Below are 21,731 nucleotides of genomic sequence, written 5' to 3' on the forward strand. Positions count from 1 at the left end.
TGATGTAAGTCATGACTTTTCAGCCATTAAGTTTTATTGATTAAAGTCAATTAATTGAGTGGTGACTGACTTGCGTCAGGTCATCATCATACCTTCCCTGCACTGATAGCCTTCTCACAACTGATACGCCGCCTGGAAATGACCTACGTTCTCCAACTTCCGGCTGCTATTTCAGAATCAAAAGCAATCGCAGTTGCGAGGAAGTCATGAGTATCAACGATATTATTCTCTATATCATGGTAGGGTTCATGGTGCTGGGCGCCGTGGATAAAATGCTGGGTAATCGCTGGGGCTATGGCGAAAAGTTCGAGGAAGGCTTTATGGCCATGGGTGCCCTGGCACTGGCCATGATCGGTGTTATCTGTCTGGCTCCCGTACTGAACACCGTTCTGACACCAGTTCTGGCGCCCATCTATAACGCCCTGGGTGCTGACCCAGCCATGTTTGCCGGTACGCTTCTGGCGAATGACATGGGTGGCTACCCACTGGCCAAAGAGATGACCACAAACCCGGACATCGCCAACTTCTCCGGCCTTATCCTTGGTGCCATGATGGGGCCAACCATTGTATTCACCATTCCCGTTGCACTGGGCATTATCGCTAAAGAAGATACTCAGTATCTGGCTCGTGGTGTACTGATCGGCTTGACTACCGTACCTGTCGGTGCGCTGGTCGGCGGCCTGATTGCCGGTCTCGGTATCGGTACCATTGTTGTTAACCTGATTCCGGTCATTATCGTTGCCGCTGCTATCGCTCTGGGCTTGAAGCTGGCTCCACAAAAAATGATCGGTGGCTTTGAAGTCTTCGGTAAGGGTGTGGTTATTCTGATCACTGCCGCCCTGGCTGCCGCTGTGATTGAAGCTCTGACCGGTTTCGTCGTTATTCCTGGCATGGCTCCATTCTCTGATGGTGTTGCTACCGTTGGCCATATTGCCATGGTTCTGGCGGGTGCCTTCCCACTGGTACACTTCATTACCACCAAGTTCAACAAGCCTCTGATGGCCGTTGGCCGTTCCATGGGCATGGGTGAAACCGCTGCTGCAGGTCTGGTAGCCACACTGGCTAACAGTATCGCCATGTTCAACATCATGAAGGACATGGACAACCGCGGCAAAATCATCAACGTTGCCTTCGCCGTCAGTGCTTCTTTTGCCCTGGGCGATCACCTGGGTTATACCGCCGCCGTCAACAGCGAAATGATCTCTGCCATGATCGTTGGCAAGCTGGTAGGTGGTGTTACTGCAGTAATCATCGCCATTCTGGTCACCAGAGATATGGCTGAAAAGCAGGGCTCACTGAAAGCCAAGCACGCTTAATCCCCATTGAGTGCTGTCGGCTCGCTGACAGCGCTCTTTTTCATTTCGTCTGTTTCAGTTTTTCTATTGCCTCATTTCAAGTCGTAGAAAAACTCAAGCAGATGCCTCTAACCCGGAGCAGCCATGCGCGAAGAAATTCTCAGTGCCGGCATTGATATTGGTACCTCAACCACTCAGCTGGTCTTTACCCGGATGTTCCTGGAGAACGTCTCCCCGGGCGCCATGATTCCCAAAGTGGAAATCGTCGATCGTCAGGTTATTTACCGTAGCCAGGTTCACTTCACCCCACTGCTTTCGCCAACCATGATTGATGCCGAAAAAGTTCGGCAGCTGATGGAGCAGGAGTTCATTAATGCTGGCGTCAATGCCGCTGATATTGATACCGGCGCAGTCATCATCACCGGTGAAACAGCACGCAAGGAAAATGCACGACAGGTTGCTGATGCATTGAGCCTTCTTGCCGGTGATTTCGTGGTTGCCACTGCTGGCCCGGATCTTGAAAGCATTATCTCCGGTAAAGGTGCCGGTGCCGCAAAACAGTCCTTTGACAGAAACAGTATCGTAGCCAATCTCGATATTGGCGGAGGCACCACCAATATCGCTACCTATGATGTCGGTGAAGTCATTGATACCACCTGTCTGGACATTGGTGGCCGCCTGATAAAATTTGAGAAAGGTGGCACTGAAGTTACTTACATTTCCGAAAAATGGCAGGAAATGACCCGCCGTATGGGCATGCCGGTGAAGGTCGGCGATCAGCTGAATCGAAACCAGATTGACCGGATCGTTCAGCGAATGGTGGAGGTTCTCGAAGAGGTCATGGGTCTCAAGCCTGCAACGGATGACCTCGCATTTCTTATCGGTCGTGGCACCAGTGACCTGCATCGTAACTACCGTCTGGATCAGATCTGCTTCTCCGGTGGCGTTGCCGTTCATATCTATGATCAGGAGCCTTCTGCTTCCGACTATCAATACGGTGATTTAGGCGTACTGCTGGGCAAAGCCATACATCAATCGTCGTTGTTCAAACAGATTTCTGTTTTTGATGCGGTGGAAACCATTCGTGCGACGGTAATTGGCGCAGGTTCTCATGCCACGGATATCAGTGGCAGCACCATCAATTTTTCCCGTGACGTCTTTCCCATCAAAAACGTTCCGGCATTGAGACTTTCCCTCAAAGATGAGGCACTGCCAGCCGGTGAACTGGCAAAAACCATCCACGAAAAACTGGCCTGGTTTGACCTTGAAACCGGTGCGCAACACGTTGCCCTGGCACTGAAAGGGCCCAGAAATCCGGATTTCCAGTACGTTCAGGAGCTGGCTGATATCATCATCAAGGGCATGGACGTGATGATTAAATTACCCCAGCCACTGATTGTGATTGTCGAAGAAGACTTTGGCAAAGTGCTGGGACAGAGTATTGAGGCGAAGCTGAAATACAGCAAAGACGTCATTTGTATCGACAGTATCAGTGTCAAAGACGGTGACTATATCGATATTGGCAAGCCTCTGGCAGACGGCAAAGTCCTGCCCGTTATCGTGAAAACACTGGTATTTGGTTATTGAGGTTCATCTGATGTCTGAGCAAGAACACAATCGGCTGTCCAAAATTTACACGCGTACCGGCGATAAAGGCACAACCGGATTGGGAGACCAAAGACGTGTATCAAAAACCCATGAGCGTATTGAAGCGATTGGAGCCGTTGACGAACTGAACACCTGGATGGGGCTGCTGATCAGTGAGTTGAAAGAAGTTCAGCTCATGCGTCACCGACTTCAAAAGCCATTAGAGAATATTCAGCACCGCTTGTTTGACCTGGGTGGTGAACTGGCCATGCCAGGCTACCAGTTAATCCAGGCTTCCTTTGTTACGGATCTTGAAAAAACACTGGATGAATTTAACGACAACCTGCCACCTCTGAAGAATTTTATCTTACCCGGTGGATCCCGGTTAGCCTGCTACTGCCATATGGTCAGAACCATTTCCCGCAGGGCTGAGCGCAGAGTGATCGCCGCTAAAGAAGCGGGTGAAGCCATCAATCCTCCCCTGATGCAGTATCTGAACCGGCTTTCAGATCTGATGTTTGTACTGGCCAGAGTGGTTGCCAGGCAGTCCGGTGGCGAGGTGCTCTGGCAGCAGTCAGAGAAGCAAAAGATTTAGTCATACATTTGAAGGCCACACTGTGAAAAAGCAGTTAATCAGAGAGTCAAACCTGCAGTCATTCTGTCAGGGGGATCAGCTCTACCTACAGCCCGGTTTCATTCTGTCACCAGGGGCGTTGGATAAAGCACGGGACCTGGGCATCAAAATCGTTCGTGATAACGCTGATTGCAACAGTGATGGAATAGTCAGCCAGAGCCAGCAAAAAGCCATCTCAGAAGCGCCTTCGTCAGCATCACCTGCTGGCCACGAATTTATTATGCCCCGCCAGAGCCTGCTGGGCTTTGGGTGTCTGAACCAGGGCATTGAACGACTAAAGGCGCTTAATTGTAAAAAAGTGCTGGTTGTCACCGATGCAGTGCTGAATAAAACAGGTCTGGTGAGCTCGGTAACGGACCGCTTTGTTGCCCAAGGCATTGATGCTGTGATCTATGACGGTACTCTGCCTAACCCAACCACCGCCAATGTCAGCGAAGGGCTGGCCATGCTCAACCGTCATCAATGCGATACTGTGGTGTCCCTGGGCGGTGGTTCACCTCATGACTGCGCCAAAGCCATTGCCCTGCTGGCGACCAATGGTGGGGAAATCAAAGATTACGAAGGTGTGGATAAGTCCACAAATCCCTGCCTGCCCCTGGTCGCTATTAACACCACAGCAGGTACTGCTTCCGAGATGACTCGATTCTGCATCATCACCAATGAGCAGACCCATATCAAAATGGCCATCGTTGACCAGAATGTAACGCCAGCCATTGCCATTAATGACCCGGAACTGATGCTTGGCATGCCCGCTGGTCTTACTGCCGCAACAGGGATGGATGCCCTGACCCACGCCATTGAAGCCTTCCTGTCCGCCAATGCAAGCCCTGTCACGGATGCGGTAGCCAGTAAGGCCATAAAGCTGGTTGCCCAATATCTGCCTCGTGCGGTTAAAGATGGCACTGACCGAAAAGCCAGAGAGCAAATGGCTTATGCACAATATATGGCAGGTATGGCCTTTAACAGCAGCGGCCTTGGCTATGTTCATGCCATGGCGCATCAGCTGGGGGGAAAATATGGTCTGCCTCATGGGATTTGTAATGCCATTCTGCTTCCCCATGTCATGACCTACAACCTGCCGGTATCCGCCGAGAAGCTCTCGGATGTTGCCCGCTATCTGGGTTGTGATGTCTATGGGCTTGGCGCTCAGGAAGCAGCTGTGCTCGGTATAAAAGAAGTTTGCCGTCTATTGTTGGAAGTTGGTGTGCCAGCCAGCCTTACTGAGCAGGGCGTCAAAGTAGAAGATATTCCAGAGATGGCTATCAATGCGTTGAAAGATGCCTGTGCAGCAACAAACCCAAGACAGGGAACCCAGGCAGAGATTGAACAGATCTTTAAAAATGCCCTGTGATTAACTCTCTTATTTGATAAGTCCCTAATAAGCCTCCAGCATTTACTGTGAGGCTTTTTTATCTGTGCAAAAAAACAATATAAAAAAGATATAGGAAGTCTTATCACTTAATCATCGCTCACATCAGGCATCGCCATGAAGTCTTTTGCCCATTTTTCTGCTTTCGAAACGCTCTGATCACCAGACAAACTGTGATTTGTTGCAGTACTCGCCCTAATAGCCATCGCTGCCGGTAAAGCCGCAAAATTTTTAATGATATGAATCGGCAATGAAATCAAAACAGCTGGAAGCCCGCCATCACTTTCATGATGCTTATTTTTTTCTTTTTGTCTCTTATCACTTTCTTGACCCGATCCAACGGCATCAATAAAGCCTTTAAATGGAGCAGCAGCAATACCAGCTATAAATCCGACAGTTCCAGCTAAACCAGCCAGCGTTGCTGTTCCGGCTTTTTTTGCTCCTGTCGCCAAAGCAGAAGAATCTGACACCTTGCGCTCATTTGAAGCTTTCTTTACAGGCATATTAGGTTGGAGAGCTTGCTTATCCAACTTGACCTTTTGTTTATCCACACTTTTCGTTGATATCTTACCTGCAGTATTCGCTTCAGTTCTGGCAAACCGAACTTCTCTTTTGGTTTGCACCTGAGAATTTGATTGGGGAGCTTCTTGTAATTTCGACATTTTTGGAGGCTGACTCGAATTCTCTGCTCGGCTTAATGTTGCTGCCTGAGTCCCCACCCCTTTCAGGGATTTAATCTGATCAGGATTATTGTCTGTGCTACTTTCTCCTACAGTCACATCCTGGATGGACATCGAGAAGGAACTACTTATATTCTCCCTGACAGTATTTATTCTCTTCGATGCAGTGGAGTTAGAATCTATCCCTTTAAGGCTATTCTGATATTCTGGAGTTTTATCAGGATTCAGCTTGCTGGAAATATTCGAACGGACTTCTGAAGACCTCTCAGAGAGACTTGGGGCATTTTTCACGCCGCTTTCAGCAGTCTCATTTGGTGGTAATTGTGGCGATACTTCTGGAAGGTCCATAACTTGACGTGAATTGTGCTTTCCTATGCTCGGAGAACCCCCCCTATTCGGAGCATTACTAAGCTGACCTGAATTTACACTTCCCGCACCTGATGATATCTCCGTCCCCATAATTAAGCTTCCATGCTTTCTTACTAGCTTGAAATAACCTTAGCACAGTCAATCAACCTGGCTTTTAGCCAAAGAAACGGACTAATTACAAAAAAATCATATAGTTATACAAAGTCAGTTAACTATAAATTGCCCAAGCTTATAAACGAGGTCAAATAATTAAAAGCCATGATTAAAAAGTCAAAACCAGTACAAGGCTATAATTAAGAAATAACTTAAAGGTCAAGGATGACAGTCATTATGGGTAGCAATGGCGGAATCAACTCACTCAGTGCATCTCAAATTAGTCAAATCAATAAATTAGCATCTAAGAAAGGCGCAGAGAACAAAGTACTGGTAGCAAAATTTAAGGGTAAGGAAGTTAAATTTTCTGCAGAAAAACCTAAAATCAGCTCAAAAAACAAGCAGGAAAAGCCAGTTAAAGGTGCTGACTTAGCGGTTAAAACCCTGGGATTAAAGGACAGGAAAGTTTCACCGGCAATGGCTCAAAAGCTCATCATCGCCTGGAAAGCATCAGAAGGAACCCACGCCAGTTTGCCTGATATTCAACTCCTTAACGAACATCTCGCCAGTAGCGATAATCCCCCCCCAGACTGGGGCTCAACAACCAGTCTCGATAGTGCTAAAGGCAGCAGTATTTCCGGAAGTCATACATCATTAAATACATTACATTCTGGTTGGAGCTCAACTTCCAGTCTCGACAGTGCTATAGGCAGCAGTATTTCTGGCAGTACGCAATCACTGGATTCTCTGGATGCAGAAGGTGAGCCTATTTTTGGAACCTTTCAGCCAAAACCACACTATGACAAAGAAAGCAGTCTCTCCGGCAGCACTGGCTCAATCAATACATGGTCATCTGACTGGGGGTCAACTTCTAGCCTTAATGGTAGTATTTCTGGCAGTACTCAGTCACTGGATTCTTTAGATGCTGCTGATATAGGTCTGCAAGTCAATACTGGCAAGCCAGAAATTACTTTTGAACCAGCTGGTGATTTAGACCTGCCTCCTGACTATCCCGCACCACCGCCACCGCGCCCCCCCAAAGGAAAGGCTGGTAAACAGCCTCCACTCCCCCCTCGACCACCAAAAAGTAGTTCCAGAACCCAGTTAACACCTCATACTGAGTTGAGCCGTCTGCATAAAAAATTTGGGATCAATATAAGACCGATTGAAATAAACGGTTCGCCAGTGGGCTATATATTCAGTAACCCAAGAACCCAGGGAGAGCCAAGACCAACGACACTTCTCGTTGAAGCACATGGAGGAGGATACTATGCCGGCGGGGAGAAAATCCCTCCATTCACTACACCAGTCAATACACGATTTTTGATGTCTGCCAGAAGAAATCAAACATTTGAAGTCGCCCCATGGATGCAGGCTGATGCGATCTCCAGGGGCCAAATCGATTTCAGTCATGATGACCAAATATACGGAAGTATGGATCATGGGAGTGGCATAAGTATGACAAACTATCACTTGTCACCAATCACCAAAGAACAGGGTGACAAGTATGATTTAAGCTTGGAAAAAACCGCACAATTGATGCAATTCTTTAAACTATCGGCAAAAGCAGATGGTCGTATCAACAATTTCAATATGTTTATGCTTGACCCCAATATGTCCGGACACGTATCTACTCAAGATTTAATGAAAGCGTTTTCCCAACAGGGTGTTGAGTATAAAAATATCATTATGAATGTATGCCGCCCTCAACAAAAAGGTGAAGTTAGTATGACAAAAGCCCTTGATAATATTGAGAGAGCAAAGCAGAACCGCCTTTCACAAATGGGGCCACGAGTGAGGTAGAAGCATTTCTACTGAGCAAACTCCTCTCTCAAGGCGATAAAATAATCAGCAGCCAATCGTAGATGACTGCCCGTCCAGCAAAACATTTCACCATCCACCAGTTGAGTTCTGGCAGAAACACCCAGTTCGGTAAACTCCTGACAATGCTTCTCTTTAAATGGATAAGGTTCAGAAGATAAAAGCAGCATATCCGGCTCCACTGCTTTTAACTGCTCAATGGTCACTTCAGGGTAGCGGTTCAAATCCGCAAATACATTCTCCATACCACAAAGCTTCAGCATCTCATTGATGAAAGTATTACCTGCTGCAACGCGATAGGGTTTTCGCCAGATAAAATAAGCAACACGAAGCGTCTTTTCAGAGCTCAACAGAGCCATTCTGGATTTGATGTCGCTGACGATGGCGTTGGCTTTGTCTTCTGTGTTTGTTAACTGGCCCACTGAAGCAATCATGGCCAGAGCATCATCCAGATTGTGAATATCACAAAGCCATGTTGGGTATTTCTGCTGGAGTTGCTCAATGCCTTCTTTGTAGTTCTCTTCCTTGTTACCGAGGATCAAATCTGGCTGCAAGGCATCTATAACTTCAAAATCAAACGTCTTAGGCCCACCAATGATCGTTTTTTCTTTGCGTGCCCGCTCTGGGTGAACACAGTAACGTGTTACACCAACAATCTGGTCTTCCAGACCGAGATCAAACAACAGTTCGGTCATCGATGGAACCAAGGAGATAATCCTCATCGGCTTATCACTAACGTTTACTGAATACTGCATCTGATCAATGAACTGGCGGGACATTCTCATGACCTCAATGTTGATTTGCCGGACTGGATATTAAAAAGCCCACTTGCCAAAGGCAAATGGGCTTTGCTGTATCAATTAAAGCGTTGTTTAAAGCAGCTTCTGGAAAAACTCTTTAGTGGGTGATGGTATTACGGTCTTACCAATCAACATACCGGCATCCCTTGCCGCCATCACACCAGCATCAACTGCCGCATTAACAGCAGAGAGCTCACCGGTCATCACGATAAATGACTTACCACCAATGGCCATGGCCAGACGTACTTCAATCATTTTAACGTCGGCAGCCTTGGCAGCAGCATCAGCCGCAATCACTGCAGAGGCAACACTGAAGAACTCAATAACGCCAACAGAATTCACATTACCAATGTCGTTAGATCCATTCAGCCCTGCCAACAGCTCTTCATGAATACTGGCAATCAGCAGACGATCAACGATTGTTTGTCTGCCAACCGCTTCTCCCGCTTCGACAGCAGCGCTTACTGCAGCCACATCGCCAGAAACAATGATCAGGTATTTGCCCGGACAAATAGTTTTTGCTTCTTCCAGACGAATGTCTGCAGCCTTGGTCATGGCGTCCGCAGCTTCCATCCCTTTTGCAATGCTGGTGAACTCCAGCATACCCAATGCTTTACTCATACGGTTATCCTCGGGCAATCACTACCTGGCGCTCATTGACTTCAACCACCTGACCATTAATGCTGGCATGGATCATCGAACCCAACTGCCCTTCCGGTGTTGCCCCGATTAACTGCCCTTTAACAACGGTATCCCCTGCACTGACGACAGCCTCACTGCTGGCACCGATATGCTGTCGCAGGGAGATACTGACTTTATCCATAATGACTTCGCGGAATTCATGAAGTGGCTGATGGTCATAGTCATTCAGATCCAGGCGTGAAACCAGTCTTGTGGGCGGAACCTTTCGAAATTCACGACCATCGCGGGCAATGATTTCGCTGCCATCGTGCTGATAACGAATACCCTTTTCACGCAGTTTACCGGCAATGTAGAGATTCACCTTGCGAGGCGAAATACCCATTGGGCAGGAGTACATCTCACAAACACCACAACCACAGCACAGCAGTGCTTCTTTATGAGACTCATTAATCTCTTCTGCATATTTCACCGCTTTCATCATCTTGTGCGGATGCAGAGGGTGACCGATCAGATAACGAGGACATTGCTCTGTGCAAAAACCACACTGAATACAGGTTTTAGCCCGGTTCAATACCTGCGCTTCTGTTTCCGTGGCGCGGGTCACCAGGTAATGATCGGCAGGGATAACAATCAGGGCACCATCCGTTTTGGTGATGGTCATGCCTGGAAGCTGGTCTTTACTCACCATGCCACCCATCATTGGACCACCACGAATAATGCAGTAATCACTGATGGTGGTTCCACCAGCGGCAGCCAGACAGTCTTCAAACGGTGTTCCCAAAGGCACACGTATCAGGCGAGGCTCTTTCACTTCACCTAGAATGGAGACATATTTGTCCGTCACTGGCTGGTTCTGGCTGGCTTCAAAAACATTGATCATGGTCATGACATTGGAGACCACACAACCAACATTCAGAGGAATCCCACCTGGTGGCACTGAACGACCAGTAACTTCAAATACCGTCATCTGTTCATCACCGGCAGGGTAAAAGTTCTGCAGGTCATGAATTTCAACATCGGCTTCCAACCGGGCAATGGTTTCCTTCAGGCAGGCAACTTCACGGGCGTATTTCCCCTTAACGGCGATAACTGCTTTACGTGCCTTAACCTGTGCTTTGGTCAGAAGGATACCGCCGATCAGTTCAGCGGTTCTTTCCCGCATCAGAAACTGATCGGTCTGCAGCAAAGGCTCACACTCTGCGGCATTGATAATCAGATATTCAGCTTCAGCGTTTAATTTGACGTGGGTAGGAAAACCGGCACCACCGGCACCGACCACTCCGGCCTGTCGGACAAGTTCAACTAGATCCATGGTATTTCCGGAATAGTGATAAAAAAAGAAGGTGAGGCCGCAGAGCACGAACCTCACAAAACAGGGTTAACAAAAAGTGAACAGATAATATCGTTTGTGAGCCCGGGAGCCCCTGTGTCAGGTCAATATCAGGGCATTATCAATTATTGATCTGTATCAATAGCCATAAAGGCTCGGAAATTAGAGTTGAATCAGGCGCGAAGCAGGAAAAGAAATAGAATAGACTTCATGCACATTACTAATTATGCAGCAATGATTAATTTATAAGGTGCCATACCTTCAAAGAAACAATCCCAATATGAGTTACCTTTCTGCCCAGGATGTAGCTCAACTTCTCGCCATTGCATACTCATGCCAGCTTCCCTGAATGCCCACTCATACACTTCTGGAAATAGATGATAATTTCTTATCGGGCTGGACATCCCGTCAATATGAACATCAACCCAACAGCCAGAGTAGTCACCTTCGAGGTCGGCACCATATTCTTTCCAAAAACCATATTGCTTATACTGGCGACCACCAGCCCTTTCAAAAGGGTTATTCATATAGCCGATAAATACTCCTGAAGGCGATAAATGGCTTGCAATGGCCTGACAATATAAAACGGCTTCCTCTGCAGTTTTGGGATAGTTCATTAAATACGTCCCCAGCACCAATTGGCAGTTTGCCCTGCCACTGGTATTTTCTACAGGTGCATTTTCATATTTGATAAGAGGGTTATAGAGGAGACTCTCTTTCCTTGCTGTGCCGATCATACCGGGGTCGGTATCAATAGCGATAACTCTGGCAGCTCCCATATCAATCAACATACGAGTGTAATAACCAGTCCCAGAGCCAAAGTCGCCAACCATAGAGCCATTCAGCTGAACATTAGAACTGATAACCGCTTGGTAGATATTCCAGCGTTCAACCCAAAGCCGAAGCGGCAACAGCTCAGTTTTCGAAAATTCCTGGGCATCATACCCAATCGTTGATCGATGCTTTTCCAAGTAAACCTCCTGAAAAACGCGAGACCATTTACATCAGCACTGTTGAGAAATAATCAGTCATTGATCAAATATTCATCAGCTCAACCACATAGAAATAAGCACCATAAAGACGGAAGAAGGACAACTGAATGCTTACACAGCATAGACCAGACAGAAGAGTCCGCCTGTAACATGGACAATAGGAATAGTTGTTTTTTATTGGGAGTAAACAAGTAAGCCTACCAACGATAAGCTAGACGCAATCATTGGCAAGCCTGTTGGGGGGTTTGCGAAGGATTAAACTAATTCTAAACCATCTTTCATTCGCAGAAAGTCTTTTGCCAGCGGGGTAATCAGGGCTCTTTCCTGAAGCCTGATTTTCCGATACCCCTGTTCATAACAGGCTCGAAGATCCTTTTCCCCAACAACTCGCTGCTCAAGGTTAAAAACACCCTTATCTGCAAGCTTTGGCTCAATATAGGATCTTTCTTTCGGAGCACTGACCTGGTAGACCACTTCATTAATAGAAGCATTTTCTGGCTTCTCTGGTGTATCAACACCAGTCAGAGCATCAGATAGACTGTCCAGTGTCACTACTGCCATACCAAAAGAGCAAAGCGTTGCTTCCTTATTCTGGAAAACCTGGTAAAAAGCAGGATTAGCCGTATCACGAAAACGACGATAGACAATACCCTCTTCCAGAATATGAACTGTTTTACCCAGCAGCAGGCTCTCAACAATCACACAGCCTTCACTGCCCCGTTCCAGCCCAATCGCCAGAGCTGACAACAGACTGTTGGACAGGCTGGCCAGAATAATATGGTCATACTTTGCCAGTTCCAGACGTGCCGGTTGCGGACATCCATCATTCTGTCGATCAGCAGTAAACGACAATGAATAGTTATTGCCCAGAGTCTGTTCCAGCTGCTGCCGGTTATCGCAGTCTCCTACAACCAGAACGGATTGAAGAGGCTTATTGATTACCGATTGCCCCTGCAGAGCCAACAGCTGCTCCATTACCCGTTTGGCAATCAATTCAACCAGTACATCGGTATTCATTATGGCTTTCCTTATGATTCCAAAAGGTTCTCGGCTTCTAATGCGCTGATTGCAATGCCCAGTGGCGTCACCAGGAATGGATTTTCCGGCTTCCAGGTGGTAACACCGGTCTGCTTTTCGACAATTTGCTCAAACTCCGGCAGGCAGGTTGTGCCACCTACTAGATAGATATCTTTTACGTCGAAGCCCTGAATGTGCTGATGAACAATGGAGCCCATCTTCTCAATCACCGGACGGACAATGGCCACCACATCACGATGGTTCGCAGAATCTTTTTTCTGCTCTTCTGCTTCTTCAAAGCTGGTTTTATAGTGACCCGCCAGTACAAGTGACAGATGCGTGCCACCGGTCGCTTCGTCTGCGGTATAGATCACTTCGCCGTCTTTAAAAATAGAAAGTCCGGTTGTCCCACCACCAATATCCACCACAGCGCCATTTCGAATACCAAGTACCCGGTTGGCAGCGGTGGGCTCATCCAACATATTCACCACTTCCATACCTGCGCCCTCCACTACATATCGATGAGTTTTGCAGACTGACTCTGGCGTATTGGAAGGCATGGCAATGGCTGCTTTTTCCAGGGAGACCTGCAGACGTGTCTCCAGCTTTTCCTTGAGCTGACGGACAATATTCAGCGCACCGATGTAATCAACGACCAGACCATCCTTCAACACCTGGGCAAACTGCATTTCCGTGGCAACTGGCTCACCATGATGATCCAGCACCACCAGAACGATGTAGGCAGTACCAAGATCTACACCCACCACCAGCTTGTCAGCATCGGTAACCTGTGCAGTGTGTGTCAGACTATTCTCCACTTTCTGGATCAGCTTGCTGACGCGCTCAGGATTAAATTCAGACATAGTCGTTTATTACCGTTAAGCTATTAACTCACCTTTTGCATTGGCCGGTAGACCAACCGCATTGGCTTCATCAAAATCAATATGCATTGCCAGAGAAAAGCTGTCTTTTACCCTGACCAGAACTCGATGGAAGGTAACCGGACGATCCGTTTCAATCCGAACATCCACTTCCTGCTTGTCCTGAACTCCAAGACGCTGGGCATCGGCAGTGGTCATGTGGATATGGTTACGGGCAACAATGACGCCCTTATCCAGCTGTACCATACCTTTGCCGGAATAAAGGAATACTCCGGGGGTACCGGAAATATCTCCGGACTCTTTCAATACTGCATTAACACCCAGCTGACGGGCATCAGTGCGGGAAATTTCCACCTGACTTTCTGGGCGAGCTGGCCCAAGTACCGCTACCTTCTCAAAGGTACCCTTTGGGCCAATCACAGTGACACGTTCTTCACACAGATACTGACCTGGCTGGGAGAGTTCACGAGCGGGGGTCAACTGGTGACCAGCACCAAATAACGCTTCTACGTCTTTCTGGCACAGGTGAACATGGCGGGCAGAAGTTTCAACAGGGATTTCTTTCTTACTGCTTTCAGCCTCTAAAGACGACAGAGTCTGCGCAGTGCATTCAACAATCACCTGATCAATAATTTCTTTCAGGAGTTGTTCGTTAACGAGGGTATTCACAGCGATGTCTCACAATCGGCATTGGCCATATGGCCAATGTTAAGCTGAAGAGCAGAAGCACAAAGACTGGGAAAACCGCTTTTCTACGTGTCTTTATGCTCCTGCAGTGAGTAATAGAAAATTACTCGCCTTTAGCCTGAGGCAGGATCACTTCAACTTCGCCGTGTGGACGCGGGATAACGTGTACGGAAACCAGTTCACCAACACGCTCAGCAGCCGCAGCGCCAGCATCAGTAGCCGCTTTAACAGCACCAACGTCACCACGAACCATGATGGTTACCAGACCACTACCGATGTTCTCTTTACCAACCAGAGTCACGTTCGCAGCTTTAACCATAGCGTCAGCAGCTTCGACAGCAGCAACCAGACCTTTAGTTTCAACCATGCCCAGAGCGTTAGAGATAGCCATTATTTGTTTCTCCTGATGGTCTCCCGGGGGAGACGTTTTAATACGTTAAAAAGTTATGTTTCATCTGAAAGCACTTAAAGTGCTTTCAGCTTTTCAATCACCATGCGGGTGATTGCTTCAATATCCAGTTCTGTTACTGCAGCAGGCACCTGAGCAACTGGAGTTTCTGGCTCACAGATGCCATAGGCGACATAGCGCTTGTTAAACAGATGCAGAGGTGTCACGTTGTCTGAAGTGGCTGAACCACCCACACTGCCACAACCCAGGGTAAAGGCGGGTGGAAGACCGGTGGTTGCTCCAACAGCACCATGAGTCGATGGTGTATTCACCACTAATCGGGAAACCGGCTTCTTCAGTGCAAATTCACGAACCAGATCATTGTTCTGAGTGTGAATCGCCAATGAGTGACCAGCACCTTCGTAATTCAGTAACTCAAGGCAAAGTTCACAGGCTTCATGAGCATCATTTGTTCGGTAGAAACCGAGCAGTGGCGACAGTTTTTCCCAAGAGAATGGATGTTGCTTACCAACGCACTCACGCCCCTGTTCAGCCACCAGCACACGGGTAGCAGCTGGAATTTCCAGACCAGCCATGCGAGCGATTTCTACCGCTGGCTTACCGACGATACGAGCGTTCAGTGTGCCTCTTGGACCAACAATCACTTTCTCAACCCGAACGGTTTCTGTCTCGTTCAGGAAGTAGCAGCCCTGGGCAATCATTTCTGCCTTAACCTGATCAGCGATCACATGTTCAGTAACCACATGCTGCTCAGATGCACAGACGGTTCCGTTATCGAATGTCTTGCTCATCAGGATGTACGACACTGCTTTCTTGATATCTGCAGTTCGTTCAATAAAGGCCGGTACGTTACCCGGACCAACACCCAGAGCAGGGTTACCGGAGCTGTAAGCAGCCTTAACCATGGCAGAACCGCCAGTGGCGAGAATGATGCCTGTGCCTTCATTCTTCATCAGTTCACTGGTGCCTTCCAGCGTTGGCTGAGTCATTACAGAGATCAAGTCAGCTGGTGCGCCCAGACTCTGAAGCGTTTCTCTCAGCAGGCGCACGGTTTCACCGATGCACTTCAGCGCCGATGGGTGTGGGCTGATGATGACCGCATTACCTGCCTTGATGGAGATAATGGATTTATAAATAGCAGTCGACGTTGGGTTGGTCGATGGCACAAGACCAGCAACCACACCAAAAGGCACAGCAACTTCCTGCATTTTCTTTGCAGGGTCTTCAGCAATGATGCCGATGGTTCTCATGGAGCGAACAGATTCAGCAAGATGCTTACTGGCAATCATGTTCTTGGTGATCTTATCCTGAACTTTACCAAAGCCAGTTTCTTCAACCGCCATTTCAGCCAGACGGCTGGCATTGGCTTCACCGGTACGAGCCATTGCTTCGACCAGAGCGTCCACCTGAGCCTGGCTGTAATCTGCCAGTACTCTCTGGGCTTCTTTGGCCCGGCGGATCAGGTTTCTTACTTCCTGAATGGAAGCAAGGTCTTTATCGAGCAGTTCCAATTTACTTCACCCTCTGGTGATATTCGACCATCGCCTGAATCAGCGCATCCTTCTTGGCAAACTTGATTTCCTGTTTGCTCATTGGGAAGTCAGATAACTGTCTGGCCATGTTTCTCAATTCAACGGTTCTGAAAGCCTGTAATTCATCCATCGTTGGTGCAGATGAACCATTAGTCTCCATCGTCCCTTCAGTAACCACAGTTTCTGGCTGTGATTCTGCTTCTGGTTGCGAAACGACAGGAGCCGTTTTTTCGGTCGTTCCAGCCAGAAGAGCATTCAGCTCAGTGACTGGTCGGGCAATCACGTGGGTAGATACCACCTTGCCAACACGATCCGCTGCCATCGTTCCGGCTTCAATAGCCGCTTTAACGGCACCGACATCCCCCCGGATGATGATCGTAACCAGACCACCACCGGAGTTCTGTTTTGAGACCAGGCTGACATTGGCGGTTTTCAGACAGACATCCGCCGCTTCCACCGCCGGGAGGAAGCCAAATGTTTCAATAAACCCTGCTGCCTCTTGTGTTCTCATCGCCAGCCCCTCCATCGTGTACTCTTAAAGGCCAATCAGAAGTGCTTTGGGTTATCTGCAACAAACTTCACCGCATCGGCGAAAGCATCACAGGCCGCTTTACAGGCAGACTGGCTGCCAGTGAGCAGAGCGCCACCAAAGTTGGTCTCTGAAGGAGGCTCAAACAACTGGCACAACTGGACATCCGCCGCCTTCATGGCTGCATCCAGTGCGTACATGGCTTCCAGAGGCGGTGCAATCAGGTAAGCAAGAGCTTCACCTTCATTAATTTCAGCCAGACCGGACAGGAAAGAACCGGTACGTGAAATGCACTGGGCGAAATAGGCAATGCTGTCGTCTTCATTCGCGCTGTAGAATGAAAACTCATTTTCAATAAAATCGATGGCGACATTCAGGCCACTGCGAACTTCGGCCGGACTTGGGCCTGCCAGCATACCGATCACTTCACCAGCCAGCTTGCTGTTTGCGTTGGCAGCACCACCATAGAAGCTCTTGCCCATGACAACACTGACTTCAGCGTTCTTGCACGCTTCATCCAGTGCGCAGTAAGTCACGTCATCCGCATCAGCAGTCAGGATACCCAGACTCTTCCAGCCTTTTGGCATACCCAGCTTTTCAGCCATTTTTGCATCGACGTTGGGAATCATTTTTACGGCCAGTACACTGGCACCCAGACGATCACCTTTCATTGTTCTACTCCTCTATACCCAAAGATCAGAAACGGAAACCAACACCGCTGCACTTCTGCTCAAACATCTTCTTAACGATGTTGGCAATGTGCGCACCCGCTTCAGCAGCAGGGGTTCCGCGACGATGGATATTGGAGATTACGGTACGGCCTGCTTCGGCCATGCCCACTGTGCCTTCATAGGTGATGTAGGCACCCATGGATTCACCCGTAGCCAGACCTGGACGCTCACCCACCAGCATGACCGTTACCTTGCTGTTGGTCAGATCAGTCAGATGATCCATGGCACCCACACGGCCAAACTTGATGAATACGGTGTCACCAACACTCAGGCCATAACCTTCCAGACCCTGCTTCATTGCAGGCAGGATATTTTTCAGGTTGGCGGTAATGGCACTGGAGGACAGACCGTCAGCAATCACAATCTGAACATCCGCACCCTTGCGACACTCAGACTGAATTTTGGCCACACCCTCATCACTGATCATACGACCCAGGTCAGGACGGGTGACGTACATGTCTTTGTCTTCACAGCGTGAGGAAACGGCGACCAGGCCGGCTTCAGAAACGAACTCTTCAACGACTTCGTTGAATACAGAGTCGATGGCAACGGCATGGTCAGCACGAAAACGCAACATGGTTTCCGTCTTGTAACGTGGACCGGCCTTACCAATGCCAAGGCGAGCTGGAGTCTTGGCCTTGAGCTTCATGTACTCAGCCTTGTTCTCCGCATTTTCTACGGCGAAGAAGTCAGACATTTCAGTAGCGGTAATGTCATACAGCTCGCTGTCATCAACGTTAGAGACAGCGGTTTCTACCTGACTGGTGACAGAGCGAACAACCTGTTCCTTGCCGGCATCAGAAAGGTCAATTTCCTTCAGGACTTTGCCAATCAGGTCTTTCAGATCATTTTCAGAAATCATGGTGAGCCCTCATTACTTCAGGAAAATAGAAGCGTCGCCTGCTTTCGCAGTCAGACGGCCATTTTCCATAATGCCCATACGCTCACACCAGGCTTCGAATTCTGGAATCGGGCGCTTATTGAATAGCTCACGCATGGTGGCCACATCGTGATAACCGCTGGTCTGGTACATCAGCATGATGTCGTCACCGGCAGGAATACCCATGAAGTAGGTACAGCCAGCAGCAGTCAGCAGTGTCATCAGGGATTCGTTATCGTTCTGGTCGGTCTTCATGTGGTTGGTGTAACAAACGTCGACACCCATTGGCAGACCGTGCAGTTTGCCCATAAAGTGATCTTCCAGACCGGCACGGATAACCTGCTTACCGTCGTACAGGTACTCAGGACCGATAAAACCAACTACGGTATTGACCAGGAATGGCTTGTAGCGACGGGCAAAACCGTAGCACCGGGCTTCCATGGTGACCTGATCTGCGCCGTGGTGAGCATCAGAAGACAGTTCAGAACCCTGACCGGTTTCGAAGTACATAACGTTAGGGCCAGTACAGGTACCCTGCTTGAGCATCATGTCGTTGGCTTCTGCCAGGTGACCGGCATTAAAACCAAAGGCTTCGTTACCTTTCTGGGAACCAGCAATAGACTGGAAGATCATGTCGGCAGGCGCACCGCGCTCAACCGCTTCCATCTGTGACAGTACATGGGCCAGTACGCAGTTCTGGGTCGGGATCTCAAACTTCTGCTTGATCTCTTCGAACTGGTGCAGGCAGCGGTAGATACTGTCGGTAGTGTCGTCTACTGGGTTCAGACCGATAACCGCGTCACCAATACCGTAGGAAAGACCTTCCAGAGTAGAGATACGGATACCGTCTACGTTATCAGTGGTGTGGTTAGGCTGGAGACGGGCGGCCAGAGTGCCACGACGACCAATGGTGGTATTACAGGTGGCAAGCACATCCATCTTGCTCGCTGCGTAGATTAGGTCGCCATTGGTCATTAGCTTGGCAACGGCAGCGATCATTTCCGAGGTCAGACCACGGCTGATGCGACGGATATCAGTGCTCTGGGCTTCATAAGAAAGCAGCCATTCGCGCAGTTCACCGACAGACCAGTTTTTAATTTCGTTGTAGATGGTTTCGTTGACATCATCCTGAATAATCCGTGTAACTTCGTCGTCTTCATAAGGAACGACCGGATTATTGCGGAGATCAGACAGCAACATTCGGGACAGGACGTCCTTAGCCGCTACCATTTCAGTAATTGATTCGGCGGCTATGCCCGCCAGTACGTCGCCAGAACGCTTTTCGTTGGCCTTGGCGAGTACTTCTTTAATGCTGGAAAAGCTGTACACCTTCCCAAACAGTTTGGTTTTAAGAAGCATGAGGAGCCTGTGCCTCGAGTTTGAATGAGTTAGCGCAGCAAGGCTACCCAAATGAGCACGAGACCGGCTTGATATGCGTCAGCGAGCACCCCTCAATAAAAAGTGACGCAGATCAATAAAATTGGAGCATGAATATCAATTTTTCCCAGCAAGGAAACAGAAATGATCAGGATCAAGCTCTGACAGACAAAACGACACCGATAAACGCTTAAAAACATGATCTACGTCAAATCGAGCACATCAAAAGATCTTGTTCAACGCTATCAAGCCAGTAGAGAGCGGCGTTATTTCATCAATTCAAGGCTTCAAATAACCTTAATATAAAATTAAGCAGTCACTTTTGAGCGAGCGGGCGGATGATTATTCTTCGGAGAAAAAGCAGGAAAACCCTTCATTCAATACGTTAAATTACGAAAGCTGGTGTTATATAAAGAAAAATAATGATTCAAAGAAATGATGGAGAAGTAGCATTGTCTGCATCATGTCAATAACTGCCCAAAAAAACAGCCCATTCATCAATGATTATCAGACAATTCATTGCACGATGGTTTTTAATTAAGTATATATCCACGCTCAAGAATTTTGCTCAACACTCGCGATAACAATAAAGCCCCATGGAGCTTCGGAAGTATGTTTAAGCGACTATCGTCATTTGCTCGCCCCTTGTTTTTATCTGCCCTGGTATTGATGGCAGGCTTTTCAGCCACTAACACCATGGCCACCACCTCGCTCGACAACTTCAAACTGACGGTTCTCACCGAGAACTATCCTCCCTTCAATATGAGCATTGCAGATAAGAACTTTGCCAGAGATTCCGAGATTGATGGTATTGCTACTGATATTGTCCGCGAAATGCTGAGCCGTGCCGATGTTGATTACACCATGACCCTGAGGTTCCCATGGAGTAAAGTCTATGGCCTGGCAGTGAACGGCAAAGATTTTGCTGTTTTCTCTACTGCACGACTGCCAGAGCGTGAAGACAAGTTCAAATGGGTTGGTCCTCTGATCGAGAATAAATACAAGGTATTTACCCTTGCCAGCAATAAAATCACCATCAAGAGCCTGAAAGATCTCAACAAATACAAAGTAGCCAGCGTTAAAGGTCACGCTGTTACCAGCCTGCTAAAGAAAGAAAATGTTCAGTTCGAAGAGAGCCTGAAAGAAGATGCCAATGCCCGCAAGCTGGCAAGAGGTCAAATTGATCTCTGGGTTACCGGTGAATTCAGTGGTTACTATTATGCCCAGAAGGAAAGTATTCCAACCATCAAGCCAATCTTTGAAGTGGGATCAACGAATGATTATCTGGCACTGAATCCCTCAGTACCCGATGAAGTTGTGAAGCGCCTGCAGTCTGCCCTGGATACCATGAACAGCGATGGAACTGTGGAAGAGATTTTCAGCGCTTACCGCTAAGATATACGACTAATAAGAACAGAATGCTTTGCACAAACTGCTCTGGTCAGGTTCTGTTGACATAAGCTTGCCAACAGAACCTGAATTACTATTGGGGAATATAATTGACAGGGGGCGGTAATTTTTCCAGAAGCCTATTCACCGACTCAGTGATGTACTCTCTCTGCTCTTCCGGCGACATATCCGACGTCAGTCGCTGACTGGCAATCCCCTGCCAGATGACATGATTGTTTGCCGGATCAATCACACTTAACGTCAGGCGCCCCACTTCATAGCTGTTTACGACAACTTCAGACGGCCAGTTGCTCATGACCCAGGGATAAGGCGCATAGTAAAAACCATTGTTGTAAGAGGTACCCTCCAGTCTGGACTTTTCGGTGAATCCCCAACTCAACCACATGCTCGCCTCTTGAGCAGCTGTTTCCTGTAGCCCTTTTGCAGCAAGATCCTGAGATACCTGCAAATGAACCCGCTGGGCCATCAGGCTCATAATCCGGTTATCCTTCTCCCTTCCTGGCTGGAACCATGCCCATGTTTTCATGGATGACCAGTTGACCTGGTGGTTATAGTCCCAGCTGACTTCAGGTTTGACTGCGCAACCAGCAAGCAAAACGAACAACAAAATTAAAGGCGTAAGGTACTGCTTCATTACGTTCTCCTGAAAAGCGCCCTGATGAACAG

21 protein-coding genes are annotated in these 21,731 nt (G+C 48.2%); 6 read left to right on the top strand and 15 right to left on the bottom strand.

The annotated features are described in order from the left end of the window. Nucleotides 1-206: 206 nt before the first annotated feature. The 4 genes from eutH to GV64_RS00595 all read left to right on the top strand — a co-directional run bounded on the left by eutH (nt 207) and on the right by GV64_RS00595 (nt 4,867). A complete protein-coding gene (gene eutH, locus GV64_RS00580; RefSeq protein WP_020582508.1) occupies nt 207-1,316 on the top strand; it encodes an ethanolamine utilization protein EutH in 1,110 nt (369 codons plus the stop codon). Nucleotides 1,317-1,439: 123 nt separating this feature from the next. Next, nucleotides 1,440-2,882 carry an ethanolamine ammonia-lyase reactivating factor EutA gene (gene eutA, locus GV64_RS00585; protein WP_020582509.1) on the top strand — a complete coding sequence of 481 codons (1,443 nt, stop codon included), beginning with the start codon at nt 1,440-1,442 and terminating at the stop codon, nt 2,880-2,882. Between the two features lie 10 nt (nt 2,883-2,892). Then, nucleotides 2,893-3,477, top strand: a complete 585-nt coding sequence (locus tag GV64_RS00590; RefSeq protein ID WP_026258248.1) for a cob(I)yrinic acid a,c-diamide adenosyltransferase — start codon at nt 2,893-2,895, stop codon at nt 3,475-3,477. Between the two features lie 22 nt (nt 3,478-3,499). Then, on the top strand, nt 3,500-4,867 hold the full coding sequence (locus GV64_RS00595) for an iron-containing alcohol dehydrogenase (protein ID WP_020582511.1): 1,368 nt from the start codon (nt 3,500-3,502) through the stop codon (nt 4,865-4,867). Nucleotides 4,868-4,974: 107 nt separating this feature from the next. On the opposite strand, the gene GV64_RS00600 is transcribed toward GV64_RS00595, so the two are convergent. Continuing rightward, on the bottom strand, nt 4,975-5,913 hold the full coding sequence (locus tag GV64_RS00600; protein WP_152553880.1) for a hypothetical protein: 939 nt from the start codon (nt 5,911-5,913) through the stop codon (nt 4,975-4,977). Between the two features lie 339 nt (nt 5,914-6,252). Between GV64_RS00600 and GV64_RS00605 the strand changes: the two genes are divergently transcribed. Continuing rightward, the gene (locus tag GV64_RS00605; RefSeq protein ID WP_152553881.1) at nt 6,253-7,830 is read left to right on the top strand and encodes a putative adhesin; all 1,578 of its coding nucleotides are present in this window, start codon (nt 6,253-6,255) and stop codon (nt 7,828-7,830) included. 8 nt (nt 7,831-7,838) lie between these two features. Here GV64_RS00605 and GV64_RS00610 read toward each other — a convergent pair whose 3' ends face one another. The 13 genes from GV64_RS00610 to GV64_RS00670 form a co-directional block, all read right to left on the bottom strand. Next, nucleotides 7,839-8,627, bottom strand: a complete 789-nt coding sequence (locus GV64_RS00610; RefSeq protein WP_020582514.1) for an ABC transporter substrate-binding protein — start codon at nt 8,625-8,627, stop codon at nt 7,839-7,841. Between the two features lie 93 nt (nt 8,628-8,720). Beyond that, nucleotides 8,721-9,269, bottom strand: coding sequence for a BMC domain-containing protein (locus GV64_RS00615; protein ID WP_020582515.1), 549 nt, complete (start codon nt 9,267-9,269; stop codon nt 8,721-8,723). Between the two features lie 4 nt (nt 9,270-9,273). Beyond that, on the bottom strand, nt 9,274-10,602 hold the full coding sequence (locus tag GV64_RS00620; RefSeq protein ID WP_020582516.1) for a 4Fe-4S dicluster domain-containing protein: 1,329 nt from the start codon (nt 10,600-10,602) through the stop codon (nt 9,274-9,276). A gap of 242 nt (nt 10,603-10,844) precedes the next feature. Then, the gene (locus tag GV64_RS00625) at nt 10,845-11,591 is read right to left on the bottom strand and encodes a class I SAM-dependent methyltransferase (RefSeq protein WP_020582517.1); all 747 of its coding nucleotides are present in this window, start codon (nt 11,589-11,591) and stop codon (nt 10,845-10,847) included. 276 nt (nt 11,592-11,867) lie between these two features. Further along, entirely contained in the window at nt 11,868-12,629 is a 762-nt protein-coding gene (locus GV64_RS00630) for a hypothetical protein (protein ID WP_020582518.1), read from the bottom strand. Nucleotides 12,630-12,640: 11 nt separating this feature from the next. Continuing rightward, a complete protein-coding gene (eutJ, locus tag GV64_RS00635) occupies nt 12,641-13,492 on the bottom strand; it encodes an ethanolamine utilization protein EutJ (RefSeq protein WP_020582519.1) in 852 nt (283 codons plus the stop codon). 15 nt (nt 13,493-13,507) lie between these two features. Further along, entirely contained in the window at nt 13,508-14,179 is a 672-nt protein-coding gene (gene pduL, locus GV64_RS00640) for a phosphate propanoyltransferase (protein WP_020582520.1), read from the bottom strand. A gap of 121 nt (nt 14,180-14,300) precedes the next feature. Next, nucleotides 14,301-14,588 carry an ethanolamine utilization microcompartment protein EutM gene (gene eutM, locus GV64_RS00645; RefSeq protein ID WP_020582521.1) on the bottom strand — a complete coding sequence of 96 codons (288 nt, stop codon included), beginning with the start codon at nt 14,586-14,588 and terminating at the stop codon, nt 14,301-14,303. Between the two features lie 74 nt (nt 14,589-14,662). Continuing rightward, a complete protein-coding gene (locus tag GV64_RS00650; protein ID WP_020582522.1) occupies nt 14,663-16,117 on the bottom strand; it encodes an acetaldehyde dehydrogenase (acetylating) in 1,455 nt (484 codons plus the stop codon). A 1-nt stretch (nt 16,118) separates the two neighbouring features. Beyond that, the gene (locus tag GV64_RS26325; RefSeq protein ID WP_033403028.1) at nt 16,119-16,649 is read right to left on the bottom strand and encodes a BMC domain-containing protein; all 531 of its coding nucleotides are present in this window, start codon (nt 16,647-16,649) and stop codon (nt 16,119-16,121) included. A gap of 35 nt (nt 16,650-16,684) precedes the next feature. Continuing rightward, nucleotides 16,685-17,338 carry an ethanolamine utilization microcompartment protein EutL gene (gene eutL / locus GV64_RS00660; protein WP_020582524.1) on the bottom strand — a complete coding sequence of 218 codons (654 nt, stop codon included), beginning with the start codon at nt 17,336-17,338 and terminating at the stop codon, nt 16,685-16,687. A gap of 25 nt (nt 17,339-17,363) precedes the next feature. Continuing rightward, nucleotides 17,364-18,260: an ethanolamine ammonia-lyase subunit EutC gene (eutC, locus tag GV64_RS00665; protein WP_020582525.1), complete on the bottom strand. Its 897-nt coding sequence runs from the start codon at nt 18,258-18,260 to the stop codon at nt 17,364-17,366. Between the two features lie 12 nt (nt 18,261-18,272). Then, nucleotides 18,273-19,637, bottom strand: a complete 1,365-nt coding sequence (locus GV64_RS00670) for an ethanolamine ammonia-lyase subunit EutB (protein WP_020582526.1) — start codon at nt 19,635-19,637, stop codon at nt 18,273-18,275. Between the two features lie 630 nt (nt 19,638-20,267). On the opposite strand from GV64_RS00670, the gene GV64_RS00675 reads away from it, so the two are divergent. Beyond that, on the top strand, nt 20,268-21,050 hold the full coding sequence (locus tag GV64_RS00675; protein ID WP_020582527.1) for a substrate-binding periplasmic protein: 783 nt from the start codon (nt 20,268-20,270) through the stop codon (nt 21,048-21,050). Nucleotides 21,051-21,138: 88 nt separating this feature from the next. Here GV64_RS00675 and GV64_RS00680 read toward each other — a convergent pair whose 3' ends face one another. Continuing rightward, nucleotides 21,139-21,699, bottom strand: a complete 561-nt coding sequence (locus GV64_RS00680; protein ID WP_152553882.1) for a DUF4136 domain-containing protein — start codon at nt 21,697-21,699, stop codon at nt 21,139-21,141. Nucleotides 21,700-21,731: the final 32 nt, after the last annotated feature.

This window comes from Endozoicomonas elysicola (genome assembly GCF_000710775.1).
GTDB classification, from domain to species: domain Bacteria; phylum Pseudomonadota; class Gammaproteobacteria; order Pseudomonadales; family Endozoicomonadaceae; genus Endozoicomonas; species Endozoicomonas elysicola.

What these genes read in the sequence shown, in the direction of transcription:
- GV64_RS00630 (WP_020582518.1), bottom strand. Translation starts at nt 12,629, where the DNA reads ATGAATACCGATGTACTGGTTGAATTGATTGCCAAACGGGTAATGGAG.
- GV64_RS00680 (WP_152553882.1), bottom strand. Translation starts at nt 21,699, where the DNA reads ATGAAGCAGTACCTTACGCCTTTAATTTTGTTGTTCGTTTTGCTTGCT.
- GV64_RS00590 (WP_026258248.1), top strand. Translation starts at nt 2,893, where the DNA reads ATGTCTGAGCAAGAACACAATCGGCTGTCCAAAATTTACACGCGTACC.
- GV64_RS00615 (WP_020582515.1), bottom strand. Translation starts at nt 9,269, where the DNA reads ATGAGTAAAGCATTGGGTATGCTGGAGTTCACCAGCATTGCAAAAGGG.
- eutH (WP_020582508.1), top strand. Translation starts at nt 207, where the DNA reads ATGAGTATCAACGATATTATTCTCTATATCATGGTAGGGTTCATGGTG.
- eutM (WP_020582521.1), bottom strand. Translation starts at nt 14,588, where the DNA reads ATGGCTATCTCTAACGCTCTGGGCATGGTTGAAACTAAAGGTCTGGTT.
- eutA (WP_020582509.1), top strand. Translation starts at nt 1,440, where the DNA reads ATGCGCGAAGAAATTCTCAGTGCCGGCATTGATATTGGTACCTCAACC.
- GV64_RS00610 (WP_020582514.1), bottom strand. Translation starts at nt 8,627, where the DNA reads ATGTCCCGCCAGTTCATTGATCAGATGCAGTATTCAGTAAACGTTAGT.
- GV64_RS00620 (WP_020582516.1), bottom strand. Translation starts at nt 10,602, where the DNA reads ATGGATCTAGTTGAACTTGTCCGACAGGCCGGAGTGGTCGGTGCCGGT.
- eutC (WP_020582525.1), bottom strand. Translation starts at nt 18,260, where the DNA reads ATGATTTCTGAAAATGATCTGAAAGACCTGATTGGCAAAGTCCTGAAG.
- GV64_RS26325 (WP_033403028.1), bottom strand. Translation starts at nt 16,649, where the DNA reads ATGAGAACACAAGAGGCAGCAGGGTTTATTGAAACATTTGGCTTCCTC.
- GV64_RS00675 (WP_020582527.1), top strand. Translation starts at nt 20,268, where the DNA reads ATGTTTAAGCGACTATCGTCATTTGCTCGCCCCTTGTTTTTATCTGCC.
- GV64_RS00605 (WP_152553881.1), top strand. Translation starts at nt 6,253, where the DNA reads ATGACAGTCATTATGGGTAGCAATGGCGGAATCAACTCACTCAGTGCA.
- eutL (WP_020582524.1), bottom strand. Translation starts at nt 17,338, where the DNA reads ATGAAAGGTGATCGTCTGGGTGCCAGTGTACTGGCCGTAAAAATGATT.
- eutJ (WP_020582519.1), bottom strand. Translation starts at nt 13,492, where the DNA reads ATGTCTGAATTTAATCCTGAGCGCGTCAGCAAGCTGATCCAGAAAGTG.
- GV64_RS00670 (WP_020582526.1), bottom strand. Translation starts at nt 19,637, where the DNA reads ATGCTTCTTAAAACCAAACTGTTTGGGAAGGTGTACAGCTTTTCCAGC.
- GV64_RS00600 (WP_152553880.1), bottom strand. Translation starts at nt 5,913, where the DNA reads ATGGACCTTCCAGAAGTATCGCCACAATTACCACCAAATGAGACTGCT.